25 protein-coding genes are annotated in these 26,344 nt (G+C 70.4%); 11 read left to right on the plus strand and 14 right to left on the minus strand.

From position 1 onward, the window contains the following. The first annotated feature begins 39 nt into the window (after nucleotides 1–39). From TFC3_RS25330 to TFC3_RS39615, 6 genes are all read left to right on the plus strand, one after another. A complete protein-coding gene (locus tag TFC3_RS25330; RefSeq protein ID WP_067507539.1) occupies nucleotides 40–1,359 on the plus strand; it encodes a ribonuclease D in 1,320 nt (439 codons plus the stop codon). Then, entirely contained in the window at nucleotides 1,356–2,297 is a 942-nt protein-coding gene (locus TFC3_RS25335; protein ID WP_067504785.1) for a DUF1152 domain-containing protein, read from the plus strand. Before TFC3_RS25330 ends, TFC3_RS25335 begins: the two co-directional genes overlap by 4 nt. A 140-nt stretch (nucleotides 2,298–2,437) precedes the next feature. Then, nucleotides 2,438–3,634 (plus strand): thiolase family protein, encoded by a 1,197-nt coding sequence (locus tag TFC3_RS25340; RefSeq protein WP_067504788.1) that lies wholly within the window; start codon nucleotides 2,438–2,440, stop codon nucleotides 3,632–3,634. A gap of 5 nt (nucleotides 3,635–3,639) precedes the next feature. Continuing rightward, entirely contained in the window at nucleotides 3,640–5,703 is a 2,064-nt protein-coding gene (locus tag TFC3_RS25345; RefSeq protein ID WP_067507542.1) for a 3-hydroxyacyl-CoA dehydrogenase NAD-binding domain-containing protein, read from the plus strand. A gap of 157 nt (nucleotides 5,704–5,860) precedes the next feature. Next, entirely contained in the window at nucleotides 5,861–6,850 is a 990-nt protein-coding gene (locus tag TFC3_RS25350; RefSeq protein ID WP_153040385.1) for a hypothetical protein, read from the plus strand. A gap of 158 nt (nucleotides 6,851–7,008) precedes the next feature. Then, nucleotides 7,009–7,806 carry a DUF2637 domain-containing protein gene (locus TFC3_RS39615; protein ID WP_236718312.1) on the plus strand — a complete coding sequence of 266 codons (798 nt, stop codon included), beginning with the start codon at nucleotides 7,009–7,011 and terminating at the stop codon, nucleotides 7,804–7,806. A 2-nt stretch (nucleotides 7,807–7,808) separates the two neighbouring features. Here TFC3_RS39615 and TFC3_RS25360 read toward each other — a convergent pair whose 3' ends face one another. The 7 genes from TFC3_RS25360 to TFC3_RS25390 all read right to left on the minus strand — a co-directional run bounded on the left by TFC3_RS25360 (nucleotide 7,809) and on the right by TFC3_RS25390 (nucleotide 18,061). Continuing rightward, nucleotides 7,809–9,035 (minus strand): cell wall metabolism sensor histidine kinase WalK, encoded by a 1,227-nt coding sequence (locus tag TFC3_RS25360; RefSeq protein WP_067504792.1) that lies wholly within the window; start codon nucleotides 9,033–9,035, stop codon nucleotides 7,809–7,811. Next, on the minus strand, nucleotides 9,032–9,712 hold the full coding sequence (locus TFC3_RS25365) for a response regulator transcription factor (protein WP_067504795.1): 681 nt from the start codon (nucleotides 9,710–9,712) through the stop codon (nucleotides 9,032–9,034). The genes TFC3_RS25360 and TFC3_RS25365 overlap by 4 nt, the downstream gene beginning before the upstream one ends. Before the next feature lie 207 nt (nucleotides 9,713–9,919). Further along, nucleotides 9,920–11,239: a PQQ-binding-like beta-propeller repeat protein gene (locus TFC3_RS25370; protein ID WP_067504797.1), complete on the minus strand. Its 1,320-nt coding sequence runs from the start codon at nucleotides 11,237–11,239 to the stop codon at nucleotides 9,920–9,922. A gap of 6 nt (nucleotides 11,240–11,245) precedes the next feature. Beyond that, the gene (locus tag TFC3_RS25375; protein ID WP_236718313.1) at nucleotides 11,246–12,565 is read right to left on the minus strand and encodes a PQQ-binding-like beta-propeller repeat protein; all 1,320 of its coding nucleotides are present in this window, start codon (nucleotides 12,563–12,565) and stop codon (nucleotides 11,246–11,248) included. A 129-nt stretch (nucleotides 12,566–12,694) separates the two neighbouring features. Then, nucleotides 12,695–14,617 carry a 1-deoxy-D-xylulose-5-phosphate synthase gene (gene dxs / locus TFC3_RS25380; protein WP_067504800.1) on the minus strand — a complete coding sequence of 641 codons (1,923 nt, stop codon included), beginning with the start codon at nucleotides 14,615–14,617 and terminating at the stop codon, nucleotides 12,695–12,697. Nucleotides 14,618–14,699: 82 nt separating this feature from the next. Then, nucleotides 14,700–15,947, minus strand: a complete 1,248-nt coding sequence (locus tag TFC3_RS25385) for a class I SAM-dependent RNA methyltransferase (RefSeq protein ID WP_067504803.1) — start codon at nucleotides 15,945–15,947, stop codon at nucleotides 14,700–14,702. Continuing rightward, on the minus strand, nucleotides 15,944–18,061 hold the full coding sequence (locus TFC3_RS25390) for an APC family permease (protein WP_067504806.1): 2,118 nt from the start codon (nucleotides 18,059–18,061) through the stop codon (nucleotides 15,944–15,946). The genes TFC3_RS25385 and TFC3_RS25390 overlap by 4 nt, the downstream gene beginning before the upstream one ends. A 43-nt stretch (nucleotides 18,062–18,104) precedes the next feature. Here TFC3_RS25390 and TFC3_RS25395 point away from each other — a divergent pair, with 43 nt between their 5' ends. Then, the gene (locus TFC3_RS25395; RefSeq protein WP_067504810.1) at nucleotides 18,105–18,770 is read left to right on the plus strand and encodes a TrkA family potassium uptake protein; all 666 of its coding nucleotides are present in this window, start codon (nucleotides 18,105–18,107) and stop codon (nucleotides 18,768–18,770) included. Between the two features lies 1 nt (nucleotide 18,771). Beyond that, a complete protein-coding gene (locus TFC3_RS25400) occupies nucleotides 18,772–19,446 on the plus strand; it encodes a TrkA family potassium uptake protein (RefSeq protein ID WP_067504813.1) in 675 nt (224 codons plus the stop codon). A 229-nt stretch (nucleotides 19,447–19,675) separates the two neighbouring features. Here TFC3_RS25400 and TFC3_RS25405 read toward each other — a convergent pair whose 3' ends face one another. The 4 genes from TFC3_RS25405 to dut all read right to left on the minus strand — a co-directional run bounded on the left by TFC3_RS25405 (nucleotide 19,676) and on the right by dut (nucleotide 22,165). Continuing rightward, nucleotides 19,676–20,464, minus strand: coding sequence for a DUF3159 domain-containing protein (locus tag TFC3_RS25405; RefSeq protein ID WP_067504816.1), 789 nt, complete (start codon nucleotides 20,462–20,464; stop codon nucleotides 19,676–19,678). Next, nucleotides 20,461–20,841 (minus strand): OB-fold nucleic acid binding domain-containing protein, encoded by a 381-nt coding sequence (locus TFC3_RS25410; protein WP_067504819.1) that lies wholly within the window; start codon nucleotides 20,839–20,841, stop codon nucleotides 20,461–20,463. The genes TFC3_RS25405 and TFC3_RS25410 overlap by 4 nt, the downstream gene beginning before the upstream one ends. A gap of 121 nt (nucleotides 20,842–20,962) precedes the next feature. After that, complete coding sequence (locus TFC3_RS25415; RefSeq protein ID WP_067504823.1) at nucleotides 20,963–21,694, minus strand: DUF3710 domain-containing protein; 732 nt, start codon at nucleotides 21,692–21,694, stop codon at nucleotides 20,963–20,965. A gap of 21 nt (nucleotides 21,695–21,715) precedes the next feature. After that, complete coding sequence (gene dut / locus TFC3_RS25420; RefSeq protein WP_067504826.1) at nucleotides 21,716–22,165, minus strand: dUTP diphosphatase; 450 nt, start codon at nucleotides 22,163–22,165, stop codon at nucleotides 21,716–21,718. Between the two features lie 94 nt (nucleotides 22,166–22,259). Between dut and TFC3_RS25425 the strand changes: the two genes are divergently transcribed. Further along, nucleotides 22,260–22,745 carry a DUF3093 domain-containing protein gene (locus TFC3_RS25425; protein WP_255363790.1) on the plus strand — a complete coding sequence of 162 codons (486 nt, stop codon included), beginning with the start codon at nucleotides 22,260–22,262 and terminating at the stop codon, nucleotides 22,743–22,745. Here TFC3_RS25425 and TFC3_RS25430 read toward each other — a convergent pair. Both TFC3_RS25430 and TFC3_RS25435 read right to left on the minus strand, forming a co-directional pair. After that, entirely contained in the window at nucleotides 22,742–23,602 is an 861-nt protein-coding gene (locus TFC3_RS25430; RefSeq protein ID WP_067504830.1) for a hypothetical protein, read from the minus strand. The two genes, TFC3_RS25425 and TFC3_RS25430, sit on opposite strands and share 4 nt — an antisense overlap. Nucleotides 23,603–23,763: 161 nt before the next feature. After that, nucleotides 23,764–24,060, minus strand: a complete 297-nt coding sequence (locus TFC3_RS25435; RefSeq protein WP_023561654.1) for a DUF4193 domain-containing protein — start codon at nucleotides 24,058–24,060, stop codon at nucleotides 23,764–23,766. A 369-nt stretch (nucleotides 24,061–24,429) separates the two neighbouring features. On the opposite strand from TFC3_RS25435, the gene TFC3_RS25440 reads away from it, so the two are divergent. Then, the gene (locus TFC3_RS25440) at nucleotides 24,430–24,969 is read left to right on the plus strand and encodes a LytR C-terminal domain-containing protein (protein WP_067504833.1); all 540 of its coding nucleotides are present in this window, start codon (nucleotides 24,430–24,432) and stop codon (nucleotides 24,967–24,969) included. A 40-nt stretch (nucleotides 24,970–25,009) separates the two neighbouring features. On the opposite strand, the gene TFC3_RS25445 is transcribed toward TFC3_RS25440, so the two are convergent. Beyond that, nucleotides 25,010–25,810: an inositol monophosphatase family protein gene (locus tag TFC3_RS25445; RefSeq protein ID WP_067504836.1), complete on the minus strand. Its 801-nt coding sequence runs from the start codon at nucleotides 25,808–25,810 to the stop codon at nucleotides 25,010–25,012. A gap of 255 nt (nucleotides 25,811–26,065) precedes the next feature. Here TFC3_RS25445 and TFC3_RS39620 point away from each other — a divergent pair. Continuing rightward, the coding region (locus TFC3_RS39620) for an RNA polymerase sigma factor region1.1 domain-containing protein (protein ID WP_304438979.1) at nucleotides 26,066–26,344 on the plus strand (279 nt) is incomplete at its 3' end.

Genomic DNA, 26,344 nt, shown 5'->3' on the forward strand with positions numbered 1-26,344 from the left:
CTGCACACGCATCAGTGGCTGTCCACGTACGGTTACGGAGTGACCGACGAAGCACCCCTGCGCCGTCGGGACACGCCGGACCATGTACAAGACGGACCGCACGATGTGCCGCCCGAGCCGACGTCTGGCGGTCCCGAACCTGCCCGCACCTCCGTTCCGCTGACCGCGCCCCGCGAAGGCACCCCACGCCCAGTGGAGTCCACCGGCGAGCTAGCCGACGTCGTGGCCCGCATGGCCACCGGCACCGGACCGGTTGCCGTGGACGCCGAGCGAGCCTCCGGCTACCGCTACACCCAGCGTGCGTATCTGGTGCAGTTGCGCCGCCAGGGCGCGGGCACGGTGCTGATCGACCCGATGCCGCTGAGCGATCTGGGCACGCTCGACGCCGCACTCGCCGACACCGAATGGGTGCTGCACGCCGCCAGCCAGGACCTGGCTTGCCTGGCCGAGATCGGCATGAAGCCCCGGCGGCTGTTCGACACCGAGCTGGCCGCCCGGCTCGCCGGCTTCGAGCGGGTAGGGCTGGCCGCCCTGACCGAACAACTGCTCGGCTACTCGCTGGAGAAGCACCACTCGGCCGCCGACTGGTCCACCCGCCCGCTGCCGGAGTCGTGGCTGACCTACGCCGCCCTCGACGTGGAGCTGCTCACCGACCTGCGCGACCTGCTCGCCACCGAGCTGGAACGCCAGGGCAAGGCCGGCTGGGCGGCCGAGGAGTTCGCCGCCCTGGTGGCCAGCGCCGACCGCCCGCCGCGCACCCGCCCGGACCCGTGGCGGCGCACCTCCGGAATACACCGTGTCCGCGGCGCCCGGGCCCAGTCGCGGGTGCGCGCCCTCTGGTACGCCCGCGACGGTGTGGCGGCCCGGCGCGACTCGGCGCCCGGCCGGGTGCTGCCCGACTCTGCGATCATCGCCGCAGCCGAGCTGGACCCCAAGGATGAGCGCTCGCTGCTCGCCCTGCCCGGCTTCGGCGGCCGCTCGGTACGCCGCCTGGCTCGCGTCTGGCTCGACGCGCTGGACGCCGCTCGCGCGCTCGGCGATGACGAATTGCCGGTCAACCAGCCGGTCGAGGGCCCGCCCCCGCCGCATCGCTGGGCCGAGCGCGACCCGGTCGCTGCGGCCCGGCTGCAACGCTGCCGCGCGGTCGTGGTCGCTGTCGCGGAAGCCCACACGCTGCCGCCGGAAAACCTGATCAGCCCGGACTTCATCCGCAGGCTGGCCTGGTCGCCGCCGGACGAGGTCACCCCGGAGGCCGTGGCGGACACGCTGCGCGGCTTCGGTGCCCGCAACTGGCAGGTGGGCCTGATCGCCGACCAGGTCGCCGCGGCCCTGCCGGACGCCCCACCAGCAGCGGAGTGATCAAACCGCCCCTGTTCGCCGCACTTGAGGGCGCGCAGAACGTGCTGCTGGCCGGCGCCGGAGGCGGTTTCGACGTGTACGCGGGCCTGCCGCTGTTCTTCGCTCTGCGGGAGACCGGCGTGCAGGTCCACTTGGCGAACTACTCGTTCACCGACCTGAGCGCCGTGGACCTGGATGACTGGGTGGAACCGGGCTTGGCCAAGGTCGGCCCGGCCACCCGAGGTCCCGCCGAGTACTTCCCCGAGCGCACCTTGGCCCACTGGCTGGCTGCGAACAACTTGCCCTCGGCCGTCTACGCATTTCCTCGCGTCGGTGTTGAGCCCCTGCGGGACGCGTATCGCAGTCTGATCGCCCGGCTCGGCATCGACGCGGTGGTGCTGGTGGACGGCGGTACCGACATCCTCCTGCGCGGCGATGAGAGCGGATTGGGCACGCCCGAGGAGGACATGGCGAGCTTGGCGGCGACGGCTGCTCTGGACGTACCCATCAAGCTTGTGACGTGCCTTGGCTTTGGCATCGATGCGTTCCATGGGGTCAACCATGTGCAGGTGCTGGAGAACCTCGCCGCCTTGGACCGTGCGGGAGGCTATCTCGGGGCTCTTTCGGTTCAGGGACGTGAGGCTGAGCTTTATCGCGACGCGGTTGCCGACGCCCAGGCCGCCACCCCGCTGCGGCCGAGCATCGTGCACGGGCAGATCGCTGCGGCCACTTCCGGTGCGTTCGGGAACGTGCAATTCACCACTCGTACGGCCGCAAGTGAGCTGTTCGTCAACCCGCTCATGGCGATCTACTTCACCGTGCGCCTCGACGCGCTGGCCAGCCGTAACCTCTACTTGAACCGCCTCTACGGCACGCACGACCTCGCGGAGGTGAGCAGCCGCATCGAGGCCTTCCGGGCGGAAGTGACACCTCGATCGCCACGCAGCTACCCACACTGACTTACCGGCGAGTAACATTGCCGGAATTGAGTGGGGGTTGCTCACGACCTACCTGAAGCGGAGGTCACCGTGCACTGTGCAGACGGTCTCCACCGTCGTGAACGATCTCCATTGGGTTCACGCCTGCGAGGAGGCTTGTTGTGCCCCGAGTAAGTCGCGAGGTCGTCTTTGTCGACGGCGTCCGCACACCGTTCGGCAAGGCCGGCGGCATGTACGCCGAGACCCGCGCCGACGATCTGGTGATCCGGTGCATCCGGGAGCTGATGCGCCGCAACCCGCAGCTGCCCCCCGAGAAGGTGGACGAGGTTGCCATCGCGGCCACCACGCAGACCGGTGACCAGGGCCTGACCATCGGGCGCACCGCCGCCCTGCTGGCCGGCCTGCCCAAGTCCGTGCCCGGGTACGCCATCGACCGCATGTGCGCCGGGGCGATGACCGCTGTGACCAACGTTGCCGGTGGCATCGCGATGGGCGCGTACGACGTGGCCATCGCCGGTGGGGTCGAGCACATGGGCCACCACCCGATGGGCGAGGGCGTCGACCCCAACCCGCGCATCCTGGCCGAGAAGCTGGTCGACCCGTCCGCGCTGGTCATGGGGGCCACGGCGGAGAACCTGCACGACCGGCTGCCCACCATCACCAAGGAGCGCACCGACGCGTTCGGGCTCGCCTCGCAGGAGAAAACCGCGAAGGCGTACGCGAACGGCAAGTTCCAGCCGGACCTGGTGCCGGTGGCGCTGCGCAGCGCCGAGCAGGGCTGGGGGCTGGCCACCGTCGACGAGGCGCCCCGCGAAACCTCGATGGAGAAGCTGACCACGCTCAAGACCCCGTTCCGCCCGCACGGCAAGGTGACCGCGGGTAACGCGGCCGGGCTGAACGACGGGGCCACCGCGGCGCTGCTGGCCGATGAGGAAACCGCGCGTGAGCTGGGGCTGCCGGTGGCGATGCGGCTGGTCTCGTACGGCTTTGTCGGGGTGGAACCGGAGATCATGGGCTACGGCCCGATCCCCTCCACCGAGAAGGCGCTGCGCCTGGCCGGGCTTTCCATCGGCGACATCGGGCTGTTCGAGCTCAACGAGGCCTTCGCGGTGCAGGTGCTGGCGTTCCTCGACCACTTCGGCATCGCCGACGACGACCCGCGGGTGAACCCCTGGGGCGGCGCAATCGCCATGGGACACCCGCTCGCCTCCTCCGGCGTGCGGCTGATGACCCAGTTGGCCCGCCACTTCGAGGAGCACCCCGAGGTCCGCTACGGCCTCACCGCCATGTGCATCGGCATCGGCATGGGCGGCACTGTCATCTGGGAGAACCCGCACTTCGAAGGGGCCGACAAGTGAGCAACGTGCTTCCCGACTACCCCAACGAGGTCGTGACCAAGGCGCTGCTGCGCTTGGTGAGGGTTCCCGGGCTGGACAAGCCGGCCGCGCTGATCACGCTGGACAACGGCTTCGACCACAAGAAGCCGAACAGCTTCGGACCGGCCGGGCTGGCGTCGCTGGACGAGGCGATCACCCAGGCCACCGAGGCGGAGCCGGCTTTCATCGCGCTGACCGGCAAGCCGTACATCTTCTGCGTCGGCGCGGACATCACCGGCATGCCGTTCATCACCCAGCGGGACCAGGCCGTGGCGTTGGGCGAACTGGGTCACCGGGTTTTCGCCCGGCTCAAGAACAGCACCATCCCGACGTTCGCGTTCATCAACGGCGCGGCGCTCGGCGGCGGCCTCGAAGTCTCGCTGCACTGCCACTACCGCACGGTTTCGGGCGGCGCGGCGGCGCTGGGCCTGCCCGAGGTCGCGATCGGCCTGATCCCCGGCTGGGGTGGCAGCCAGTTGCTGCCCAACCTGATCGGGGTGCCGGGGGCGGCGCAGGTCATCCTGCAGAACCCGTTGACCCAGAAGACGCTCAAGCCCAAGCAGGCCCGCGAGCTGGGCATCGCCGACGCGCTGTTCGAGCCGGCCGACTTCCTGGAGGACTCGCTCGCGTGGGCCGCCGGGGTGGTCAAGGGCGAGGTCACTGTCGAGCGTCCCGAGGTCGACAAGGACATGTGGGAGGGCGTGCTCTTCTTCGCCAAGCAACAGCTCGACGAGCGGTTGCACGGTGCGGTGCCGTCGGCCAACAAGGCTCTGGAATTGCTTGCGCTGGCCAAAGAGGCGACATTCGAGGACGGTACGGCCGCAGAAACGCAGGCGCTGGCCGATCTCATCATGGGCGACGAGTCCCGGGCCAGCCTGTACGCCTTCGACCTGGTGCAGCGGCGGGCCAAGCGACCTGTGGGCGTACCGGACAAGGGTCTGGCCCGCAAGGTCACCAAGGTCGGCATCATCGGCGCCGGCCTGATGGCTTCCCAGCTCGCGTTGCTTTTCGTGCGCCGGCTGCAGGTGCCCGTCGTGCTCACCGATCTGGACCAGAGCCGGGTCGACAAGGGTGTGGAATATGTGCACGGCCAGATCGCCAAGCTCGTCGAGAAGCGCCGGATGGACGAGGGTACGGCGGCCAAGCTGCGCGGGCTGGTCACCGGATCGGTGGACAAGTCGGTTTTCGCAGACGCCGAGTTCGTGATCGAGGCGGTGTTCGAGAACCTCGACCTGAAGAAGCAGATCTGGGCCGAGCTGGAGAAGATCGTCAGCCCGGAAGCGGTGCTCGCCACCAACACCTCGTCGCTGCCGGTGACCGAGATGGCCGCCGATCTCGAGCACCCCGAGCGGGTGGTCGGCTTCCACTTCTTCAACCCGGTGGCCGTGCTGCCGCTGCTGGAGATCATCAGGGGCGAGCGCACCGACGACGCGACCCTGGCCACGGCGTTCGCGGTCGGCAAGGAGCTGCGCAAGTCGTGCGTGCTGGTCAAGGACGCCCCGGCGTTCGTGGTCAACCGCCTGCTGACCCGTTTCACCAGCGAGGTGTTCACCGCCATCGACGCCGGCACGCCGCTGGAGACGGTGGACAGCGCCCTCGACCCGCTCGGCCTGCCGATGCGCCCGATCGCGTTGCTGCAGCTCGTGGGCCCCGCGGTGGCTCATCACGTGGGCGAGACGCTGCACCGGGCGTACCCGGACCGCTTCGCCTCGTCGCCCAACCTCGCCAAGATCGTCGAGGCCGGCCTGCCGCTGGTGGCCGATGACGAGATCAACCCCGAGGTGGTCAAGCTCATCGAAGCCGGTGACAAGCCGTTGACCGCCGAAGAGGTACGGACAAAAGCCCTCGAAGCGCTGGCTGGGGAAGCCCGGCTCATGCTGGACGAGGGTGTCGTCGCCGAGGCCCAGGACATCGACCTGTGCATGCTGCTCGGCGCCGGCTGGCCGTTCCACCTCGGCGGGGTGACGCCGTACCTGGACCGCAGCGGCACCTCCGAACGGGTGACCGGTAAGCGTTTCCTCCCACAGGGTGTGGCAAGTCTGCCCGCCTGACATACCGCCGTTATCGGGCACCCCCGCGCCGCTCAGGCCCGGGGGTGCCGGTGCAATGCGGTCCTTTCGGTCTGCCATGATCGCTGACCAGGGGAACCCAGGGACCGCGCGGTGAGGCTAAGCTCCCGAAGGCCCCGATCGACCGTATGGAGCGTTGATGTCCCAGCCGCCGAATCAGCCGCCCTACCCGGGCGAGCCCTACAACCAGCCCGGCCCGGGTCAGCCCTACGGCGCCCCGCCGCCGTCCTCGGGCGGCCCTTACGGTGCTCCGCCCCCTTCCGGACAGCCTTATGGCGCGCAGCCGCCGTCCTCGGGTGGCCCCTACGGTGCGCCAGGGCCTTATGGCACTCCCGGCGGTTACCAGGGCCAGCCCAACCCCGACGTGCCCTCCTCCGTGCCGCCCGGCTACCCGCCGCAGCCGGAGTACGCGCAGCAGGGTGCCTACGGCCAGCCCGGTGCGCCTTTCCAGCAGCAGCCGCCGAAGAAGAAGTCCAAGGTGCTGCCGATCGTCCTGATCTCGCTGGCGGTCCTGCTGGTCCTCTGCGTGGGCGGCGGCACGGCGATCTACCTGGTCGGCAAGAACACCGTCGACGACGTGGCGGACGCCATCGCATCGGCCGCCCCGACCGGCCCCGTGACGACCCCGGACGGCGGCACCACGACCACCGAGCCGGCCGAGGACAACTCCTCGAAGATCACAGTGGTCGAGCCCAAGACGCTGGGCGGGCGCCCCAAGCTGACCGACCCCCAGTTCGCTGGCGCCGCGGAGGAACTGGAGCAGGGCCTCAAGCAGGTACCCGACGCCACCGACACGGTAGGCGCGCTCTACGGCACCCCGTCGAAGCAGGACATCGTGATCGTCGCCGCGGCGGCGGCCAAGGTCAGCGACCCGGAGAAGGAACTCGACAACACGTTCCTGGGCGCGGGCATCGGCGGTCTCAAACTCACCGGCATCACCGAGGCGTCCCCGGGCGACCTGGGCGGCGCGGCCAAGTGCGGCAAGAGCGAAGCCGGCGGCGCCGACCTGATCATGTGCGGCTGGGCCGACGAGGGCAGCATCGGCTGGGTGATCTGGTACTTCAAGTCGATGAGCTCGGCCAAGGCGGAGTTCCCCAAGCTGCGCGCCCAGCTCGAAAAGAAGTCCTGAGTCAAACCGGCACACCGTAGGGCCGCGTCACTCGTTCGTCTCGACTGCGACACGAACACGACGCGGCCCTTCGCGTCTTACGGTTCGATGCCGTACTGAAACCTCAGCCAGCCAGGATGCTCTTTGATTTTCCCCTGACTGGTATGAAGGAGCGTACGGTGATTTTGCCGCGTTTGCGCCGCGTCCGCTGGGCTGTGCGAGCCACCCTCGTCCTGGGCGTAGCGGCCTCCGTGGTCGCCAACATCCTGCACGCCCTGGACAACCCGATCAGCCAGGCCATCGCCGCCTGGCCCCCGCTCGCCCTGCTGCTGACCGTCGAGCTGATCTCCCGCGTACCGGTGCACCGCCGCTCGCTCGCGGTGGCCCGGTTCGCCGCCACGGCCACGATCGCGGGCATCGCGGCGTGGGTGTCGTACTGGCACATGGCCGGGGTGGCGGCGCGCTACGGGGAAACCGGGGCATCGCCGTACCTGCTGCCGTTGTCGGTGGACGGGCTGATCGTGGTGGCGAGCATCTGCCTGGTGGAGCTGGGTGGGCGGATCTCGGCACTGGAACACTCAGCCGGGACAACCCCTGATGCGGTTCCCGGCCTGATCCCCGTCCCGGCCGCGCGATCAGCCGTCCCAACGCCCGCTGAGGCCCAACCCACGCCCGTCGCGACGGCTCGGCAGCGGACGGTTGCGGATGCCTACGCCGAGGCTGCCGTCGCCCTGCCCCAGCGCGTACCGCCGACGACCTCGACCGCAGCAGCCGCTTTCTCGGCGCCGGCGACGCAGCCGCGCTCGGGCAAGCCGCGCCGCTCCCCCGCGGAGACCCTCGCCGCGGCGGCCCGCATCAAAGCGAAGCGGCCCGACGTCACCGACCCTCAGCTCGCCGCGGAACTCGGTATCAGCGTCTCGCGCTGGCGCACCATCCGCCGCGAAACCGGTACAGACGACATGACCCTCGCCGCCTGACCTCAGCTCGGCGCCACCAAGCCTTTCGCGCGCGGCACCGAAGCCGAGGCCGCCACCACAGGCGTAGTGTCCGCCCCCGGCAAACTCACCGTCACTTCCAACCCGCCCCCGGGCTGCGCCACCGCCGACACCGTCCCGCCGTGCGCATCGCATACAGCCCGCACGATCGACAGCCCCAAGCCCGACCCGCGAGATCCTGTACGTTCCCAGCCACCCCGCCGGAACGGCTCGAACAGCCCCGGGACGTCCCTCGGCTCGACCTCGAAGCCGGTGTTGCCCACCACCAGCCGGGCCTGTCCGTCAACGTTCGACGTGCGCAGCCAGAGCTTGCCCATCAGGTGGTTGTAACGGATCGCGTTCTCGATCAGGTTGCCCGCCAGCCGGTCCAGCAGGCTGGGGTCGCCGACCACGTTTGCCGCTTGCAAGTCAGTGGTGACTTCGAGCTTGAGCCGTTCGGCCTCCAGTTTGACCGCCGACAGCGCGTTGTACACGCTGGTCGCCAGGTCGGCCGGCACCTTGCGGACCAGGCGGCGCCCGGACTGGGCCTCGCTGCGGGCCAGCACCAGCAGCGCGTCGACCAGGCCGTTGGCCCGTTCGGAGGCGTTGCGGACAACCTTGGCCATGCGGCGGTACTCGGCGACGTCGGCCTCGTCGTCACTCAGGGTCACGTCGATTTCCGTACGCATCACAGCCAGTGGTGTTCGAAGCTCGTGCGAGGCGTTGGCGACGAAGCGTTTCTGGGACTCGAAGGCGCCCGCCAGGCGGTCGAGCATGGCGTCGAAGGTGCGCGCCAGCTCGGCCACCTCGTCGTCGGCGCCGGAGTAGCGGATGCGTTCGTCGAGGGTTTCCTCGCCGAGGCGCTGCGCCGTGGCGGTCACATTGTGCAGCGGCCGCAGCGCCCGGCCGGCCACCGCGTACGCGCCCGCGATGCCGATTATGCCGATGGCCACGAGCGCGATCAGGCCCTTGAGCAGCAGCTCGTCGGAGGCCCGCTCGACCAGTTGGGTCTGCCAGACCAGCGCGTCCAGGCGTTCGCCGTCGGACAGCACCACCTGGGTGCCCTTCTGCAACTGGTCCGAGGGGGCCAGCGCGTCACCGACCAGCAGCCAGGCCAGCAGCACCAGGATGGCACCGGCTCCGACCAGCAGGATGCCGTTGAGCAGCGTCAGCCGCAGCCGCAACGTGGGCCGTAGCTGCAGCCGCTCGCGCTTGGAGTCGTACACGGTCATGAGGGGGTCACCACCACCGGTTCAGGCACCCGGTAGCCGGCCCCCACGACCGTCTCGATCAGCGGTGGGTCGCCTATCTTCTTGCGCAGCGTCATCACCGTCACCCGGACCGTGGTGGTGAACGGGTCGGTGTTGGCATCCCACACCCGTTCCAGCAGCTCCTCGCTCGACACCACGCCGCCGCGGGCCTTGAGCAGCTCCTCGAGCACCCCGAACTCCTTGTTCGTCAGGTCGATCGGGGCGCCGCCGCGGGTCACCACGCGCCGGGTCTGGTCGAGCACCAGGTTGCCGACCGTGAGCACCGGGGGCGCCGCCGGGGTGGCGCGCCGGCCCAGGGCCTGCACCCGGGCCACCAGCTCGTCAAAGGCGAACGGCTTGGGCAGGTAGTCGTCGGCGCCCAGCTGCAGACCCTCGACGCGGTCGGCGACCGTGCCGCTGGCGGTGAGCATCAGCACCCGGGTCAGTGCGCCCGACTCGACCAGGGCCGCGCAGATCTCGTCGCCGTGCATGCCGGGCAGGTCGCGGTCGAGCACCACGACGTCGTAGCGCGTCACGTACGCCATCTCGTGGCCGGTCAGCCCGTCGTACGCGACGTCGACCGCCATGCCCTTGCGACGCAGCCCCCGCGCGATCGCGTCGCACATGTTCCGCTCGTCTTCCACCACCAGCACGCGCACCCGCGAGGTCCTTCCGAAGCGTGAGAGGCCCAGCTTTACCGTTACCGCGTAAAGGGGCCGTAAATGCAGGCTACCGGCCGGGTTGAGCCAGCGGCCAGATCGCGACTGCGGCGTCCGTGCGGCGGCAGACCAGCACCTCGTGAGTGGCCTGACAGTCGCCCGTGACGTCGTCGGCCGCGCCCAGGCCACCAGTGTCGACCCGCGAGATCACCTCAGGTAGCGGTAGACCTCGACACCGGTCACAGCCCGGCACGCCACGTACGCCGGGCCGGCCAGGCAGGGCGCCATCCCGGCGGGCACCCGGCCGAGCGGCTGCAGCGTCCGGGACCCGGTCAGGAGCAGCGCCACCGCCTTGGCGTCGCCGTCGGGCATGGTCAGCAGGTAGCCGTTGTCGCGGGGCAGCGGCGAGAACGTGGTCCACGGGTCGAGCCGCAGCAGGGGCGTGCCGGTGCGCCGGTCCACCACTGCCTTCGGATCGGCCCCGGAGTACGCCTCGAAGACCTCCTCGGCGCCGAAGCGCATCAGGTCCAAGTCGTCCTTGGAGCGCCACAGCACCGCCCCGGTGGCCGGGTCCAGCACGCTCACCTCGGTGCGGCTCTGCCGGCAGGGCAACCCGGTGCAGGTGACCGAGCTGCCCTGGGAGTCCGGCTGGTCCATCGACCAGCGCTCGGCCAGGCTGCCGGCGGAGTAGGCGACGACCCGGCCGCTTTCGCCGTACGCGCCGTAGTGGACCAGCAGCGTGTCACCCGCGGTCTCGCCCCACGTCGTCGCGGAGCCGCCGCCCTCGACCACACGCTCGTGCAGCACCTTGCCGGTCGTGGCCGAGCGCAATGTGATCCGGTCGGCCGAGAACGTCACCACGGCCGAGCCGGTCCAGGCGCTGGACACCGAGCCGGGCACAGTGGCGCTCCACAGCTCGCGGCCGGTGGCCAGGTCGACGCCGCGCAGCGTGGTGCTCAGGGCCGGCTCGGTGTGCAGGACCTCGCTGGTCGTGCCGTAAAGCCGGCCGGGTTCACCGGAGTCCGGGTCGTACTCGGTGCCGGGGCGGAACTGCTCGTCGGTGACCAGGCCGGTGTGCGTGTCGAGGGGCTGCAGCGGGGTCGGCGAGTTCCAGCGCACCGAGCCGGTGGCGGCGTCGAGCACGGTGGCCGACTGCCGCACGTTCACGACAAGCAGCCCGGCAGTTCGCGCATTGAGTGAATAAAGACCCTCGGTGCCGCCCGGCGGCCCCGGCTGGCGCCATAGCTGTCGGCCATCCGCGGCGGACCAAGCGGAGATCATCGGCGGCACGGTGGCGAAATCCACGGCGTAGACCCGAGCGTCGCCGACCACGAAGTCAGCCTGATCGCCGAACCCCAGGTGGGCGGTGTGCTGCCAGAGCAGCGACGCCTGCGGGGCCGCGCCACCGAGCGCGAGCAGCAGAATCACGCTCATGATCAGGCCGAGGCGCCGATACACGTACGCCGGGGGCGGGCCGCTCACGACGGGCCGAGCCGGGCTGCCGGGGCTCAGCTCGATCAGCGCCACGCTGGCTCATCCCTTCGGCCGGTACCGCCACACCACCAGATCGCCGGAGGTCGCCCGGCACACCAGCCGGTCGGGCACCGATTGGCAGTCACCGGTGCCGGTGGGCAGGTCGCCGAGCAGGCGCGGCTGGGCGTCACCGGGGGCGGCGACGGCGACCATCGTACGGCGGCCCGCGTCGGACGTCCGCGTCACCAGCAGGTGATCGCCGGCGCGGCCGCTGACCACCCGCCAGCCGCGCAGATCGCTGAGCAGCGCGCCGGTGCCGGGGTCGGCGATCCCGACCGGGTCGTTCTCGCCGGCCGGCGTACCGAAAGCAATCACCACACCGTCGCGCTCCTGCACGCTGCGCCACTCCGGGTGGAACCACCGCTGGCTGCCGTCGGCCGGGTCGATCGCCCGCACGCCGTCGGGGCCGGTCAGGCAGGCCAGCACCCCGCACGAGGTGATCCCGAACGCGAACCCGGCCGGGCGCGTCCAGCGCTGCTGGAGGGTGAGCGGGTCGAAGGCGGACACGACCCGTCCGGCCGGTGTGGGGTGGCGCAGCAGGATCAGCCCGCCGGAGACCACCGGGTTGTCGGGCCCGTAGTCCGCCGCAGGCAGCGCGCCCTCGGCCAGCCGCTTGCCGGTGAGCAGGTCGTGCACGGCCACCGTCCGGTTGTCGTGCACCAGCAGCATCCGGGCGCCGTCGTCACCGGGTCCGGGCACGCCCAGCAGCACCGCGGTGGAGGGCACGGGCACCGACCACAGCGTGGCGCCGGTGGCCGGGTCGAGCGCGTCCACCGAGCGCTGCACCCGCCGGCCGGTGCCGGAGTAGCTGCGCACCGGGGTGTAGGCGAGCAGGATGGGCGAACCCGCCACGGTCATTACGCTGTCGCTGCGCCGCCACTTGACCGTGCCGTCACCGAGCGAGATCGCCCGGGTGACCGGGTCCCCGCTCAGGCTGCCCGTGGGCGAGCGCAGCAGGAGCAGCCCGGCCCCGGTGGCGAGCCGGTACGTGGGCGCCTCGGTGCCGGTCTGCCAGTGCAGCCCGGCGTCGTCGAGGTCGAACGAGGCCAGCGTGCCCAGCGTCTGCACCAGCAGGGTGCCGTCGCCGGTGATCGTGTACGGGTCGGCCGGGCTGACCGACAGCCGCAGCATCTCGGACAGGGCCGGTGGTGGCGCGGCGGCGGACGCCCCGGCGACCAGCAACACGATCGCGGCGACCAGCGCGGGTGGCACCCACCGCGGCAGCGTGGAGTGCGACGGCCTGACGTACTCGTCCGGCTCGCCACGCTCCATACCAAGATCGATGAACACCGTCGGCCCGTCGACCATCTCCGCCGCCATATCCCAAAGGTAACGGCTGGATAACGAAACCGCCCGCCAGTCGCTGTCCCCGAGGGGCCCTCTTACCGCGCCGGCCGCGGCGCCTTATCAAGGAGCTGACTGCGGCGCTGTATCACCGCTGGACCTTCTTTACGGGGCCGGCTGCGGCTCGGTGTCGGTGGCTTCGAGCCGGGAGACCGCCTCGGTCACGGCTCGCGCGATGTCCTGCGCGGTCAGCCCGAGCGACGCCAGGATCTCCGCCCGGGTGCCCGGCGCGTGCCAGCCCACCGGCACCCCGAAGTCACGCAGCGGCACGTCCACGCCCGCATCGCGCAGCATGCTCGCCACCGCCTCGCCGACGCCACCGGCTCGCACGCCGTCCTCCACCGTGACCACCAGGCGGTGAGCGGCGGCCAGGCCGGCCAGCTCGATCGGCACCGGGCGCACCCAGCGCGGATCGACCACGGTCACGCCGTAGCCGTGCCCGGCGAGCCGCTCGGCGACCTGCATGCCCAGCTTGCCGAACGCCCCCACGGCGACCAGCAGCACGTCCTTGCGCTCGCCCTCGCGCAGCACGTCCACCGGGCCGGCCCGGCGCAGCGCGGGCAGGTCCTCGGCCACCGAACCGGTCGGGAACCGCACGATCGTCGGCCCGTCGTCCACGGCCACCGCCTCGCGCAGCTCCTCGCGCAGCGTGGCGGCGTCGCGGGGAGCGGCGATGCGCAGCCCCGGGACCACGCCGAAGACGCTCATGTCCCAGATGCCGTAGTGGCTGGGCCCATCCGGTCCGGTGATGCCGGCGCGGTCCAGCACGAAGGTCACCGGCAGCCCGTGCATGGCCACGTCAAGCAGCACCTGGTCGAACGCGCGGTTGAGGAACGTGGCGTAGATGGCGGCCACCGGGTGGAGCCCGCCCATGGCCAGTCCGGCGGCCGAGGTGGCGGCGTGCTGCTCGGCGATGCCCACGTCGTACACGCGCTCGGGGTATTTCTGGGCCAGTGCGGCGATGCCGGTCGGCTCGGCCATGGCGGCGGTGATGCCCACCACGTCGGGCCGCTCGCCCGCGATGGCAACCAGCTCCTCGGCGAACACGTGGGTCCACTTGACCGACGGCTTGGCGGTAAGAGCACCGGTCTGCAGGTCGAAGGCGCCGGGGCTGTGGAAGTTGTCCGCCTCGTCGTCCTCGGCGGGCCGGTAGCCGAAACCCTTGCGGGTCACCGCGTGCACGATGACCGGCGCGTTGAAGCCCTTGGCCCGGCGCAGCGCCGACTCCATGGCCTGGGTGTCGTGCCCGTCGATCGGGCCGATGTACTTGATGCCGAGGTCCTCGAACATCGGCTGCGGACTGACCGCGTCCTTGATGCCCTTCTTGACCGCGTGCAGCACCTCGAAGGCCGGCTTGCCGACCACCGGGGTGGAGCCCAGCGCGTTCTTGACCAGGTCGAGTACCCGCTCGTAGCCCGGGTTGAGGCGCAGCGTGGACAGGTGATCGGCGAGCCCGCCGATGGTCGGTGCATACGAGCGGCCGTTGTCGTTGACCACGATGACCAGCCGGTTCTTGGCCGCGGCGATGTTGTTGAGCGCCTCCCAGCACATGCCGCCGGTCAGCGCACCGTCGCCGACGACCGCGACCACGTGCCGGTCCTCGCCGCGCAGCGCGAACGCCTTGGAGATGCCGTCGGCGTACGACAGCGCAGTCGAGGCGTGCGAGTTCTCGACCAGGTCGTGCTCGCTCTCGGCCTGACTCGGGTAGCCCGACAGCCCGCCGCGCTGGCGCAGCATGTCGAACCCGTCCTGGCGCCCGGTCACGATCTTGTGCACGTACGCCTGGTGGCCGGTGTCGAACAGGATCCGGTCGCGCGGGGAGTCGAACACCCGGTGCAGCGCCAGGGTGGTCTCCACGACACCGAGGTTGGGCCCGAGGTGCCCGCCGGTGCGTGACACCTTGGCCACCAGGAAGTCCCGGATCTCCGCGGCAAGCAGGGTGAGCTGTTCAGGGCTCAAACGCTTGAGGTCGCCGGGTCCGGCGATGCTGGCGAGAAGGCCGGCCGTCTGATCACTGCGCTCGCTCATGGGGTGTCAGTCTATCGGTGCTGGGCTCGTGCGCATCTGGCGCGAACGGTCACGATGGCGTCCTCCACAGGATCTGCACATCTCACGCCCGCTCCAGCAGTGTGACGCATTCCACGTGCTGGGTCATGGGGAAGCAGTCGTACGCCCGCAGCGCCTTGACCTCCCAGCCCAGCCCGGTGAACGTCTTGAGGTCGCGGGCCAGCGCCGCCGGGTCACAGGCCACGTAGGCGATGGCCCGGGGCTCGGCGGCCGCGAGCGCACGCACGACTTTGGCTCCGGCTCCGGCGCGCGGCGGGTCCAGCACCACCAGGTCCACCGGTCCAGAGATCCGGCGCCGGGCCAGCGCCGCGTCCACCTTTGCCGCGACGACCTCGACGCCGGTCAGGTCGGCCAGGTTGCGCCGGGCGGCCGCCACGCCCAGCGGCGACGACTCGACCACGGTGGTCCGGGCTCCCGTGTGGGCGCTCAGGGCCGCCGCGAACAGGCCGGCCCCGCCGTACAGGTCCCAGGAGGTCTCCCCCGGCTGCGGATCGAGCAGGTCGAGCACCGCCCCGATCAGGGTGTCCGCCGCGGCCGGGTGGATCTGCCAGAAGCCTTCAGCCGGTACGTGCCACTCGCGCCCTGCGGCTTGTTCGCGCACCTCCCGCGAGGCGTCCACCGGGGCGCCATCCAGCTCATCGAGCAAGGACTCACCTACCGCACCAAACGCCCGGGGCAGCACCGCGACATCGCCACCGCTGGACGCCACCGCAGCGATCGCCGACGTCTCCGGCCAGGTGCGGGTGGTGATGTCGAGCTCCTGCAGCGCCGGTCGGGCGATCCGGCAGAAGTCGATCGGCACGACCTCATGCGAACGGTGTTTGAGCAGGCCGGGGCGGTCGGCGGCGTCCACCGCGTAGCGGATCCGGGAACGCCAGCCGAGCGGGCCACCGGGCAGGGGCTGTGTCCGTACCCCCAAAGCTTTGATGTTGTCGTCGCTCAGCCCGGCCATCCGGGTGAGCAGGTCGTGCACCACCTGGGTCTTCCAATCCAGCTGGGCCGGCGGCGCGACATGCTGCAGGTCGCAGCCGCCGCAGGCATCGGGACGCGCCCACGGGCAGGGCGGCTCGACGCGGTCCGCCGACGCCTCGTGGATGATCACCGCGTCGGCCCGCAGCCAGCCCTTGTGCAGCTCGGTGATCTCGGCCGTGACCCGTTCGCCGGGCAGCGCGTGCCGCACGAAGACCACCCGGCCGTGCTCTCCCCCGATCCGTGCGACGCAGTGCCCGCCGTGCGCCGGGGCCCCCACGGTCAGCTCTAGACGATCCCCTTCGACCAGCTCGCCGGTCACTGGGCAGCCTCGTTCTCGGCAGCGACAGGTTCGGTCGGCGGCGGCACGGGTGCAGGCAGGCGGGTGCGCGGGCCACGTGTCGGACCCCGGCTCAGATCGCGGTCGAAACGCTCGAGGTCGCGGTCCTGGCTGGAGCGCAACTGCCACGGCACGCTGGTCACCATCACCCCCGGCTCGAACAACAACCGGCCCTTGATCCGCAATGCACTCTGATTATGGAGCAAATTCTCCCACCACCGACCAACCACATATTCCGGTACGAACACGGTCACCACATCGCGCGGCGAACCCCGTCGCACGCTCTTCACGAAGTCGATGATCGGCCGGGTGATCTCCCGGTACGGCGAGTCGACGACGGTCAGCTGGACCGGGATCTGCCGGCGCTCCCACTCGGCCTGAATCTTTCGGGTGTCCTTGTCGTCCACGTTCACCGTCACCGCGGTCAACGAGTCCGGCCGGGTGGCCTGGGCATAGGCCACCGCCCGCAACGTCGGCTGGTGCACCTTGCTGACCAGCACCACCGCGTGGTTGCGCGACGGCAGGATCGGGCGTTCCTCGGTGGGCTGCAGCTCCTCGGCGACCCGCACGTAGTGCTTGCGGATGCCCAGCATGAGCGCGTAAATGAAGATCATCGCGGCGATGGCGATCCACGCGCCGAGCAGGAACTTGGTGATCAGCACGACGATCAGCACCGCGCCGGTCAGCGCCATGCCGAACGTGTTGATCGCCCGGGAGCGGATCATCTGGCGCCGCCGCAGCGGGTCCCGCTGGGTGCGCAGCAGCCGGTTCCAGTGCCTGATCATGCCGGCCTGCGACAGCGTGAACGACACGAAGACGCCCACGATGTACAGCTGGATCAGCCGCGTGACCTCGGCGTCGAACGCGACGATGAGCACCATCGCGGCCACCGCCAGGAAGATGATGCCGTTACTGAACGCCAGCCGGTCGCCGCGGGTGTGCAGCTGACGCGGCAGGTAGCGGTCCTGGGCCAGGATCGAGCCGAGCACCGGGAAGCCGTTGAACGCGGTGTTCGCGGCCAGGAACAGGATCAGGGCGGTGACCGCGCCGACCACGTACAGCATGATCGAACCGGCCCCGAAGATCGTCTCGCCGAGCTGGGCGGTCACGGTCTTCTGCACGTAATCCGCCGGCCCGCCGACGATCTGCGAGGGATCCTCGACGAACTGCAGGTGGGTGACGCGGGCCAGCAGCACGATGCCGACCAGCATGGCGATCGCGATCCCGCCGAGCAGCAGCAGTGTGGTGGCCGCGTTTTTGCTCTTCGGTGGCTTGAAAGCGGGCACGCCGTTGGAGATGGCCTCGACCCCGGTGAGCGCCGCACAACCCGAGGAGAACGTGCGCAACAGCAGGAAGACGAAGGCGAAGCTGGTCAGATGGTGTTCCTCGGCGCTGATGTGCAGCCCGGCGCTGGGCGCGCGCAGATCCTGGCCGAGCACGAACACCCGCACCAGACCCGTGACGATCATGGCCAGGATGACGAAAATGAAGGCGTACGTCGGAATTGCGAACGCCGTGCCCGATTCCCGCAGGCCACGCAGGTTGAGGGCGGTGAGGATGGTGACCGCCACCAGCGCGATCCCCAGCTTGTGCTCGGCCACGAACGGCACCACCGAGCCGAGGTTGCTCACCCCCGAGCTGACCGACACCGCCACCGTGAGGATGTAGTCGACCAGCAACGCGCTGGCCACCGCGACCCCGAACTTCGGCCCCAGGTTGACGGTGGCGACCTCGTAGTCACCACCACCGGACGGGTACGCATGCACGTTCTGCCGGTAGCTGGCCACCACGGTCACCATCACGACGGCAACCGCCAGCGTGATCCACGGCGAGATGGCGAACGCGCTGGCGCCCGCAATGGACAGCGTCAGCAGGATCTCGTCGGGCGCATAAGCCACGCTCGACAGCGCGTCCGAGGCGAACACCGGCAGCGCAATCCGCTTCGGCAACAGGGTGTGCTGCAACTTGTCGGAGCGGAAAGGCCGGCCGAGCAGCAGCCGCTTCGCTAAGGACGTCGAACTCGCCACAAGCGCCAAGCGTACGGCTGCCCTCGCCACGCCGCCGGGCGCCCCGGCCACCGCGTTTGGCGAGGGCATGGCACGCTCTGCTCAGAACGCATCCGTCGGGAAGGCGCGAACAGTGCACGTGGTGATCATGGGGTGTGGGCGGCTCGGTTCCACGCTCGCCCAGAAACTCGACGCCCGCGGCCATTCGGTCGCGATCATCGACCAGAACGCTGACGCCTTCCGGCGCCTGGGCGCCGAGTTCGACGGCACCACGGTCACCGGCATCGGCTTCGACCGCGACGTGCTGCGCGAAGCCGGCATCGAACGCGCCGACGCCTTCGCCGCGGTGTCCAGCGGCGACAACTCCAACATCATCTCGGCCCGCCTGGCCCGGGAGAACTACGGAGTGGCCCGGGTGGTGGCCCGGATCTATGACGCCAAACGGGCCCAGGTCTACGAGCGGCTGGGCATCCCCACGGTGGCTACGATCCGCTGGGCCGCCGACCGCATGGTGCGCCACCTGGTGCCGGAGGGAACGGTCGAGGTCTTCCGCGACCCGACCAGCGCAGTCTCGATCGTCGAGGCGCCACTGCACCGCGACTGGGTGGGCCGCACGATCAAGAGCCTCGAAGAGGTCACCGGGGCCCGGGTGGCGTACCTGATGCGCTTCGGCATCGGCTCGCTGGCCACCCCGTCAACCGTGCTGCAGGACGGTGACCAGGTGTTCGTCGTGGTCACCGATGACATCGTCGAGGACGTGCTCGCGGCGGCCGCGAGCACCGGGGTGGGGGGTCTCTGACATGCGGATCGCCATCGCGGGCGCCGGCAACGTGGGCCGGTCGATCGCCCAGGAACTGATCGGCAACGGCCACCAGGTCATGCTGATCGAACGCCAGCCCCGCCAGCTCAGGCCCGAACGCGTACCCGAAGCCGAATGGATCCTCGCCGACGCCTGCGAGGTCTCCAGCCTCGAAGAAGCCGACGTGGCCGGCTGTGACGTGGTCATCGCAGCCACCGGCGACGACAAGGTCAACCTGGTGTGCTCGCTGCTCGCCAAGACCGAGTTCGCGGTCAACCGGGTGGTGGCCCGGGTGAACCGGGCCGAGAACGAATGGCTGTTCACCGAGCAGTGGGGTGTCGACGTCGCCGTGTCGAAGCCCCGCCTGATGGCCGCGCTCGTCGAGGAGGCGGTGACCGTCGGCGACCTGGTGCGGATCATGACGTTCCGCCAGGGTGAGGCGAACCTGGTCGAGATCACGCTGCCGGCCCAGGCGCCGTACGTCGGCCAGGCGGTGCGGTCCGTGCCCATGCCCCGGGACTCGGCCCTGGTCGCCGTCCTGCGCGGGAAGCGCGTCCTGGTTCCCACCCCGGATGATCCGCTCGAGGCCGGGGACGAGCTCATCTTCATCTGCACGGCCGAAGTCGAGGACGAGGTCCGCGCCGTCGTGCTCGGCAAGGCCGCTGACCTGGGGTGACCCGCGCATCGTCCAGCCGCAAGCTCGGTAGCCGCGGCGCGGGCCGGGATCAAGCGATCTCGTTGGTCTGGCGGTTCAGGACCGAAACGAGATGACCTCCCAGGCGACCGGCTCCACTTCGGTCAACCACCGCGCCTGGGACCGGCCACCGTCCACACCATGACGACGTTACGACCGCCATAGCGGTAGAGCGTGCGACTTTGCGCCCTCGTCGTTGGAACGGCTGGCGTCAGGCTCGCTCGGGCTCGGCGGTGGTGCCGGCCTCGGCGGCTTGGGCGCTCGTCACCCGGTGCACGGCCCAGGCGGTGTACGCGAACGTCGCCGCGTAGATCGGCCAGCTGATCAGGATGCGCACGATGCCGATGGCGTTGGCTTCGTCGGCCAGCCAGAGCCAGCCCTGCACGCCCGCCCTGACGAACAGCGACACCGCCCAGACCAGGGTGAGCCACTGGAACGTACGGAACAGCCGCTGATTCCTGAACCAGTCATGCTTGCCGCCGTTGGCCAGCACGCCCCAGACGTACCCGATGATCGGCCTTCGGACCGCCACCGAGATGATCAGGGCGACCACCTGGCCCAGGGTGAGCAGAATGCCCGGGAGATAGAAGTTCTTGGCGTCGCCGGTGCGCCACGCGAGCCACGCGCCGACCGCGATGCCGAAGATGCCGTTCACCGCGTGCCGGACCGGTTGTTTGCGGCTCAGCCGGTACGCGCCGATCGCCAGCGCCGAGCCGACGCTCCCGCCGATCGCCCAGTACAGCGCCGTCTTCTTCGGCAGGTCCAGGACGTTGTCGCCGAGCAGCACGTTGAGCAGTACGAAGGCCAGCACCGGGATGCTCGACTCGATGAGGCCGCGCACGCCGCCCAGTTGCTCGGCGATCTGCTCGCTCATCGAGGGCAGCGGCTGGTCCTCCGGCTCGCCGGCCTTGTGCAGGTCGAGTTCCTCGACAACCTCCTCGGCGACCCGGTCTCCCACCGACTCGTCGGCGGCGTGTTTGGGCTCGCTGCCGGGTGTCACCGGGGCGCCTCCAGCTCGTAGTACGGGTTGTAGATGACCTTGCGCTCGTCGCGGATGGCGATCCGGCCGCGGGCCACAAGCTGGCGGCCCGGCTCGATGCCGGCGATCGAGCGGCGGCCCAGGAAGACCAGGGTCACCACGTCGCTGCCGTCCCACAGGTCGGCTTCGAGCGTGGGCAGGTTGGTGCGCGGAGTGTACGCCACGGTGCGCAGCCGGCCGGATACCGAGACGACCTGACCGCGGTGGCACTGGGTCGCCGGTATCGCGCCGCACTTCTTGCTGTCGCGCTGCAGCTCTTCGGCGTCGAGCTGTTCCTCGGACGCGGTCAGCCGTTCGAAGAAGCGGCGCAACCCGGTGGTGCGCTCATCGGTCGTCATGACCCCGTGACACCTCTTGGTCGGTGGGTGTGCTGCTGGCGGTCGTGCGTGCAGATCCCACGGTACGCCGGGCACGCCCGGGTGATCCACATCACCCGGGCGTCGAGGTCCAACCGGCGCCTCAGCGGGCGTGGCGCCCGTTCGTCGGGGGCTGCTGGTTGCTGGCGGCGTCCGGCGGGGTCGGGTCGTCGTGCACGTGCTCGTGCGGGTGGTCGTGAGCGTGCTGCTCGGCCGCCTCGGACATCTCACGCGGCAGCCGCAGCGGCAGCGCCTCACGCACCGGACGCGCCTCGTCGTCGCGCACCACCACGACGCCGCGCAGGCACTCGCCCAGCACGCCCTCGCGGCGCGGGTCGGCCGCCGCCTCACCCTGGAACAGGGCCCGCAGCATCCATCGCGGGCCGTCCACGCCCACGAAGCGCACGTCGGCCGGGCCGTCCGGGGTGTTCACCCGGGCCGTCAGCTCCACGCCCCACGGGCCGTCGAACTCACGCGGCGCGGCGCCGTCGGACTTCATGGCGCCGGCGATCTCCTCGCGGATCTCGTCCCAGATGCCCTCGGACCGCGGGGCCGCGAACACCCCGAGCTGCAGGGCGCTGTTCTCGTGCACGAGCACGATCTGCTCGACGCCGCCGTCCGGGTTGGCCTGCACCCGTACCTCGATGCCCTCGACCGCCGGGATCAGCAGGCTGCCCAGATCGAGCCGCTGCACCCCCTCGGGCGCCTGGCTGCTGTCCCACGGCCCGAAATCCGGCGCCGGTGGCAGGTCACCCATGCTCTGGGCGAGCGCCGCGGTCTGGGGCGCGTCGTCCGGGCGTACGTGCCGGGGGCCTCCGCGCTTGCGGGAGAACATTTGCTTGCCACCTCTCGAGTTCTAGGACTTCAGGGCGGCGTGCCCGCCCGTCGAGCCATGCCGCCCGGCTCCCCGCGAAGTGCCGGGCAGCTCGTCGACGACGTGGAACACCGCGCGCTCGACCCGCTGGACGACCAGCTGGGCGATGCGGTCGCCGCGGGTGATCTCCACCGTGCTGTGCCGATCATGGTTGATCAGGACGACGAGAATCTCACCCCGGTAACCGGCGTCGACCGTACCGGGCGCGTTGAGCACCGTCACACCCAGCCGCGCCGCCAGGCCCGAGCGCGGGTGTACGAGCCCCACATACCCATCCGGCAGCGCAATAGCCAGCCCGGTGCGTACCGGCACCCGTTCACCCGGAGCGATCCGCACGCTCTCGGCCGCGTACAGGTCGGCACCGGCGTCTCCGGGGTGCGCGTAGGCCGGCAGCGGCAGGTCGGGGTCGAGGAGTCGGACCTGGATGTCCACGCGAAAGTTCCCTCAGGTGATGAGTATTTGGGCAGCACCCCACCCTGCCATCCTGCCGTGGGCGCAGGCGGAGGCGCGCCGTACCCTCACCAGGGTGACATCCGAGCCATCGACCCGCACGGCCGCCCCGGCGACCTACGCCGAGCGGTTGCGCGCGCCCTGGTGGATGTGGCCGGTGGCGCTGGGCTGTTCCGCGCTGCTCGCGGCCGAGATCTGGATGGGCAGCGACGGTCTGCGTGCCTGGGTGCCCTTCGCCGTGCTGCTGCCGCTCTCGTTGCTGCTGCCGTGGTGGCTGGGCCGGATCAAGGTCGCCGTCACCACTTCCGAGTTCCAGGCCGACGACGCCCGGCTGCCGCTTGCGGTGATCTCCGATGTGGTCCCACTGGACGCCGACGGCAAGCGCGAGGTGCTCGGCGTTGGCGCGCACCCGCTGGCTTTCGTGATCCAGCGTCCGTGGATCGGCGGCGCTGTGCAGATCGTGCTGGACGACCCGCAGGATCCGACGCCGTTCTGGGTGATCAGCACGCGGCGCCCCGTCGAGCTGGCCACCGCAGTGCTGGCCGCCCGCCGCGCGGGCTAGCGCGGCAGGGATTTGCGCTTCTTGCTCAAGTCCTTTGTGAGATTCTCACCCAGCGATTTCGTCGCGCGCCGGTTCAGATAGCTGGCCACGACCGCGCCGGTGAGCAGCGGGCCCATTGTGGTCAGATTGCGCCCGAAGCGGCGCAGCAGCGTGCTCTGCAGCTCCTTGCGGGCCGCGGTTCCCAGCACCGTCGCCACTCCCACACCCGGCACCAGGGGGTTCACCCCACGCTGGGAGGACCAAGACTGCACCAACGCCATTGCCTTCTGCCCGGACGTACCCCCGACCGGCTGGCCGTGGACCTCGTGCAGCTCGCCGATCAGCTTCATCTCGATCGCCACCACCGCCACCGTCTCGGCAGCCAGCAGCACCGGAGCCGAGAGCAGGGCCGGCGTAGCAACCCACTCGACCGAAGCCACCCCGCCACCTGCCGCACCCACTCCGGCGGTTGCCCGGCCGGCATTGCGGATCAGCCGTTCGGCGATCTCATCGTCGTCGAGCCCGGCGAAATGCCGGCGCAAGGTTTCAAGATCACGCACCGGTACGTGCGGAGCCACGTCGGCCACCGCATCGGTCATCCAGCGCATGGCCGCCTTGGGCCGGAACAGCTGCCCCAGCCCGCGCCGGCGCACGTCGGCCACCAAGCGGCCCAGCAACCGGCGGCGGTTGTCCGGCGCCAGGTCGTCGGCCGTCAAAGCGGCTACGGTCGCGCCGATGTCCGCGTCCGCCGCGGCTTCCTCGGGCGTTCGCGTGCGCACCAGATCAGTGCCTGGCACGTCTTTCGGAGCCTGGTCGACCTCGCTGAGCTCGGGCCCCGGTTCTGCGGTCGGTACCGAGTTCTCGTCTGGGCGGCTCATGCTGGTCGACCTCCCCGTTCGTTTGCCGTCGGTGACCACATACCCATTGAGACACCTGGGCACACGGATCACCCGCAGGGCGTTCCCCGCACTCCGGGGTTCACGCAGCGCCCGGCCGTCGGCGACGGCCGGGTGGGACTACTCGCAGGGTGTGCGCCGGTTCAGGCACACTCCCGGCAGATCAGCTCCCCGTTGCGCTCAACAGCCAGTTGGCTGCGGTGATGCACGAGGAAACAGCGAGCACAGCGGAACTCATCGGTCTGCATCGGCAGCACCTTGACGGTGAGCTCCTCGTCGGCCAGGTCGGCACCGGGGAGCTCGAAGCTCTCCGCCACCTCTACCTCGTCGACATCCACTGCACCCGACTGCGAGTCGGCGCGGCGGGCCTTGAGTTCCTCGAGGCTGTCCTCGCCGAGGTCGACCTCATCGCGACGCGGGGCGTCGTAGTCGGTGGCCATCGGTCTTCACTCTCCTGTATCGATGTGTCACTTGGCGTAAGTAACGCCAGCGACCGCGTTTCGGTTCCCGTTCTGACGGACTTTTCTCCCCGGCACAGTCAGCAGGGAACGATCGTCCGCCGAGGCGCCCCCACCCCCTCGTGAAACTGCCTCGGCAGACGCGGCACGTTACCTCCCCGGTGGGAGGTCTGTACGCCCGCGGGCAGCCAATTGTTCCCGATGTGACTGAGGCGACATCAAGGTAGGGGTACACGGGCGTGGATCATCGTCGCCGCGCCGGAAAGTTTCCCTGTTTCCGCGCGCGTGGCGGCCTCACGCTAACCTCAGCCGAGACCACCACTGCCGTCGGAACCCTGGAGTAGCTGCCCCATGAGCTTTGCGCGCGTACGAGCCCTCGTGGTGGTCGGCGTCCTCGCCGTCGCTGCCGTGGTCTTCGTGGTGGTAGCGCTGGTCCGCGACACCCAGGGTGGCGCAGTTGCCGGTGGGGGCTGCCCCGACGGCGCCGTGCTGGCCGACGTGACCCTGCCGGACGACCCGCAGGACGTGACGATCAAGGTGCTCAACGGCACCGACCAGCCGGGCGTGGCCGACAACGTGTCGAACGAGTTCAAGAACCGCCGGTTCAAGACGCAGAAGCCGGACGAGGACAAGAAGAAGATCGACGGCGTCGCGGTGATGCGCTACGGCCCGGAGGCGGTCGGCTCGGCGTGGCTGCTGCGGGCGTACTTCCTGGACCAGGTCAAGACCGAGTACAACCCGAAGCGCAAGGGCAAGGTTGTCGACATCTCGATCGGCAAGGACTTCCAGCAGCTCGCCACCACGACCGAGGTCAACCAGTCGCTGGTCGAGCTCGGCGAGCCGCAGACGCCGCCGGGCGCCTGCGCCGCGCCGGCCAAGAAGGACTCCTGAACCTGGCGTTCCGTCGCCGCAGGCGCGCTCCCAGGGCCCTTTACGGGCCGCCTGCGGCGTCAAGCTCCACCAGCACGTCGTGCAGCGCCGGGAAGATCGCCGGCGGAGCCGCCACGAGCATGTGCTGACCGGCCGGGGCACCGTCGAGTCCGGACACCAGCAGCCCGGCCTCGGCGGCCACCAGACCACCGGCGGCGTGGTCCCACGGGTTGAGTCCCTTCTCGAAGTACGCGTCCAGGCTGCCCTCGGCCGCCATGCACAGGTCCAGCGAGGCGGCACCGAAGCGGCGGATGTCGCGCACCCTGGTGATCAGCCCGGCCAGCACCGCGCCCTGATGCGCCCGGCGCGCGGCGTCATAGCCGAAGCCGGTGCCGACCAGAGCCTGATCGAGCGTGGTACGACCCGAACCCCCCAGCCGCCGCCCGTCGCGCCAGGCCCCGCCGCCCAGCGTGGCCGTCCACTCGTCGCCGGTAGCCGCGTTGTGCACCACCCCGGCCACCACGGCGCCCTCCACCTCGGCGGCCAGCGACACGGCGTACTGCGGCAGCCCGTACAGATAGTTCACCGTGCCGTCGATGGGATCCAGGATCCAGCGGACCGCCCCGGTGCTCGTGGTGTCGCCGTACTCCTCGCCCAGCACCCCGTCGCCGGGCCGCTCGACCCGCAGCACCTCGACCACCTGACGCTCCACGGCCTTGTCCGCGGCCGTGACCACATCGGTATCCGTGCTTTTCGTCTCCACGTCATTAATCGCTTCGGCGCGCATGCGCCTGGCGGTCGCAGCCGCCTCCCGCGCGATCCGCACCGCCACAGCCAGCAGATCTTCGGATTTTTCCGGCACTTCACACCCCCAGTTCGGCCTCTTGTATTCTTCCGCCCGGCGCCAGAAGTAAGGTCGGCGACCCCCCGCGGCGCGCTGCGGCGAGAGGATCTCGCTGAACGGCGCTACAATTCACCCCTGCCCACGCTTCACGGACGACCGCCCGCAAGCCAGTCCGGGTCCCGGGGGCTCCCACACCACACCGGCCAGCCTCGTTTCGCCGCGTGCTGCGCTGGGCCCACTGGCCGTTGCTCATCGCCCTCCGGAAGGTCATTCGTGACAGAAGCCCACCAGACCGGTGCCGACGTTCGCTCTCTCACCGAGGCCCTGATCGCCCACGCGCAGGGTGCGGGTGGGCAGATCACGTCGGCCGAGGTCGTGCAGACAGTCGAGTCCGCCGAGGTGACCCCGGCCCAGGCCAAGAAGATTCTCCGCGCCCTGGTGGACGCGGGCATCACGGTGGTCGTCGACGGCTCGGCGAGCACCACCCGCCGCCGGGTCGCCGCCGCTCGGGCCGCGACCCCCGCCTCCAAGGCCACCACCGCCAAGGCCACC

Origin of the sequence: Actinoplanes sp. TFC3 (assembly GCF_001553785.1) — a bacterium.
Lineage (GTDB): Bacteria > Actinomycetota > Actinomycetes > Mycobacteriales > Micromonosporaceae > Actinoplanes.

What these genes read in the sequence shown, in the direction of transcription:
- TFC3_RS25350 (WP_153040385.1), top strand. Translation starts at nt 5,861, where the DNA reads ATGTCCCAGCCGCCGAATCAGCCGCCCTACCCGGGCGAGCCCTACAAC.
- TFC3_RS25360 (WP_067504792.1), bottom strand. Translation starts at nt 9,035, where the DNA reads ATGACCGTGTACGACTCCAAGCGCGAGCGGCTGCAGCTACGGCCCACG.
- TFC3_RS25375 (WP_236718313.1), bottom strand. Translation starts at nt 12,565, where the DNA reads ATGGCGGCGGAGATGGTCGACGGGCCGACGGTGTTCATCGATCTTGGT.
- dxs (WP_067504800.1), bottom strand. Translation starts at nt 14,617, where the DNA reads ATGAGCGAGCGCAGTGATCAGACGGCCGGCCTTCTCGCCAGCATCGCC.
- TFC3_RS25390 (WP_067504806.1), bottom strand. Translation starts at nt 18,061, where the DNA reads ATGCCCTCGCCAAACGCGGTGGCCGGGGCGCCCGGCGGCGTGGCGAGG.
- TFC3_RS25400 (WP_067504813.1), top strand. Translation starts at nt 18,772, where the DNA reads ATGCGGATCGCCATCGCGGGCGCCGGCAACGTGGGCCGGTCGATCGCC.
- TFC3_RS25410 (WP_067504819.1), bottom strand. Translation starts at nt 20,841, where the DNA reads ATGACGACCGATGAGCGCACCACCGGGTTGCGCCGCTTCTTCGAACGG.
- TFC3_RS25415 (WP_067504823.1), bottom strand. Translation starts at nt 21,694, where the DNA reads ATGTTCTCCCGCAAGCGCGGAGGCCCCCGGCACGTACGCCCGGACGAC.
- TFC3_RS25430 (WP_067504830.1), bottom strand. Translation starts at nt 23,602, where the DNA reads ATGAGCCGCCCAGACGAGAACTCGGTACCGACCGCAGAACCGGGGCCC.
- TFC3_RS25435 (WP_023561654.1), bottom strand. Translation starts at nt 24,060, where the DNA reads ATGGCCACCGACTACGACGCCCCGCGTCGCGATGAGGTCGACCTCGGC.
- TFC3_RS25440 (WP_067504833.1), top strand. Translation starts at nt 24,430, where the DNA reads ATGAGCTTTGCGCGCGTACGAGCCCTCGTGGTGGTCGGCGTCCTCGCC.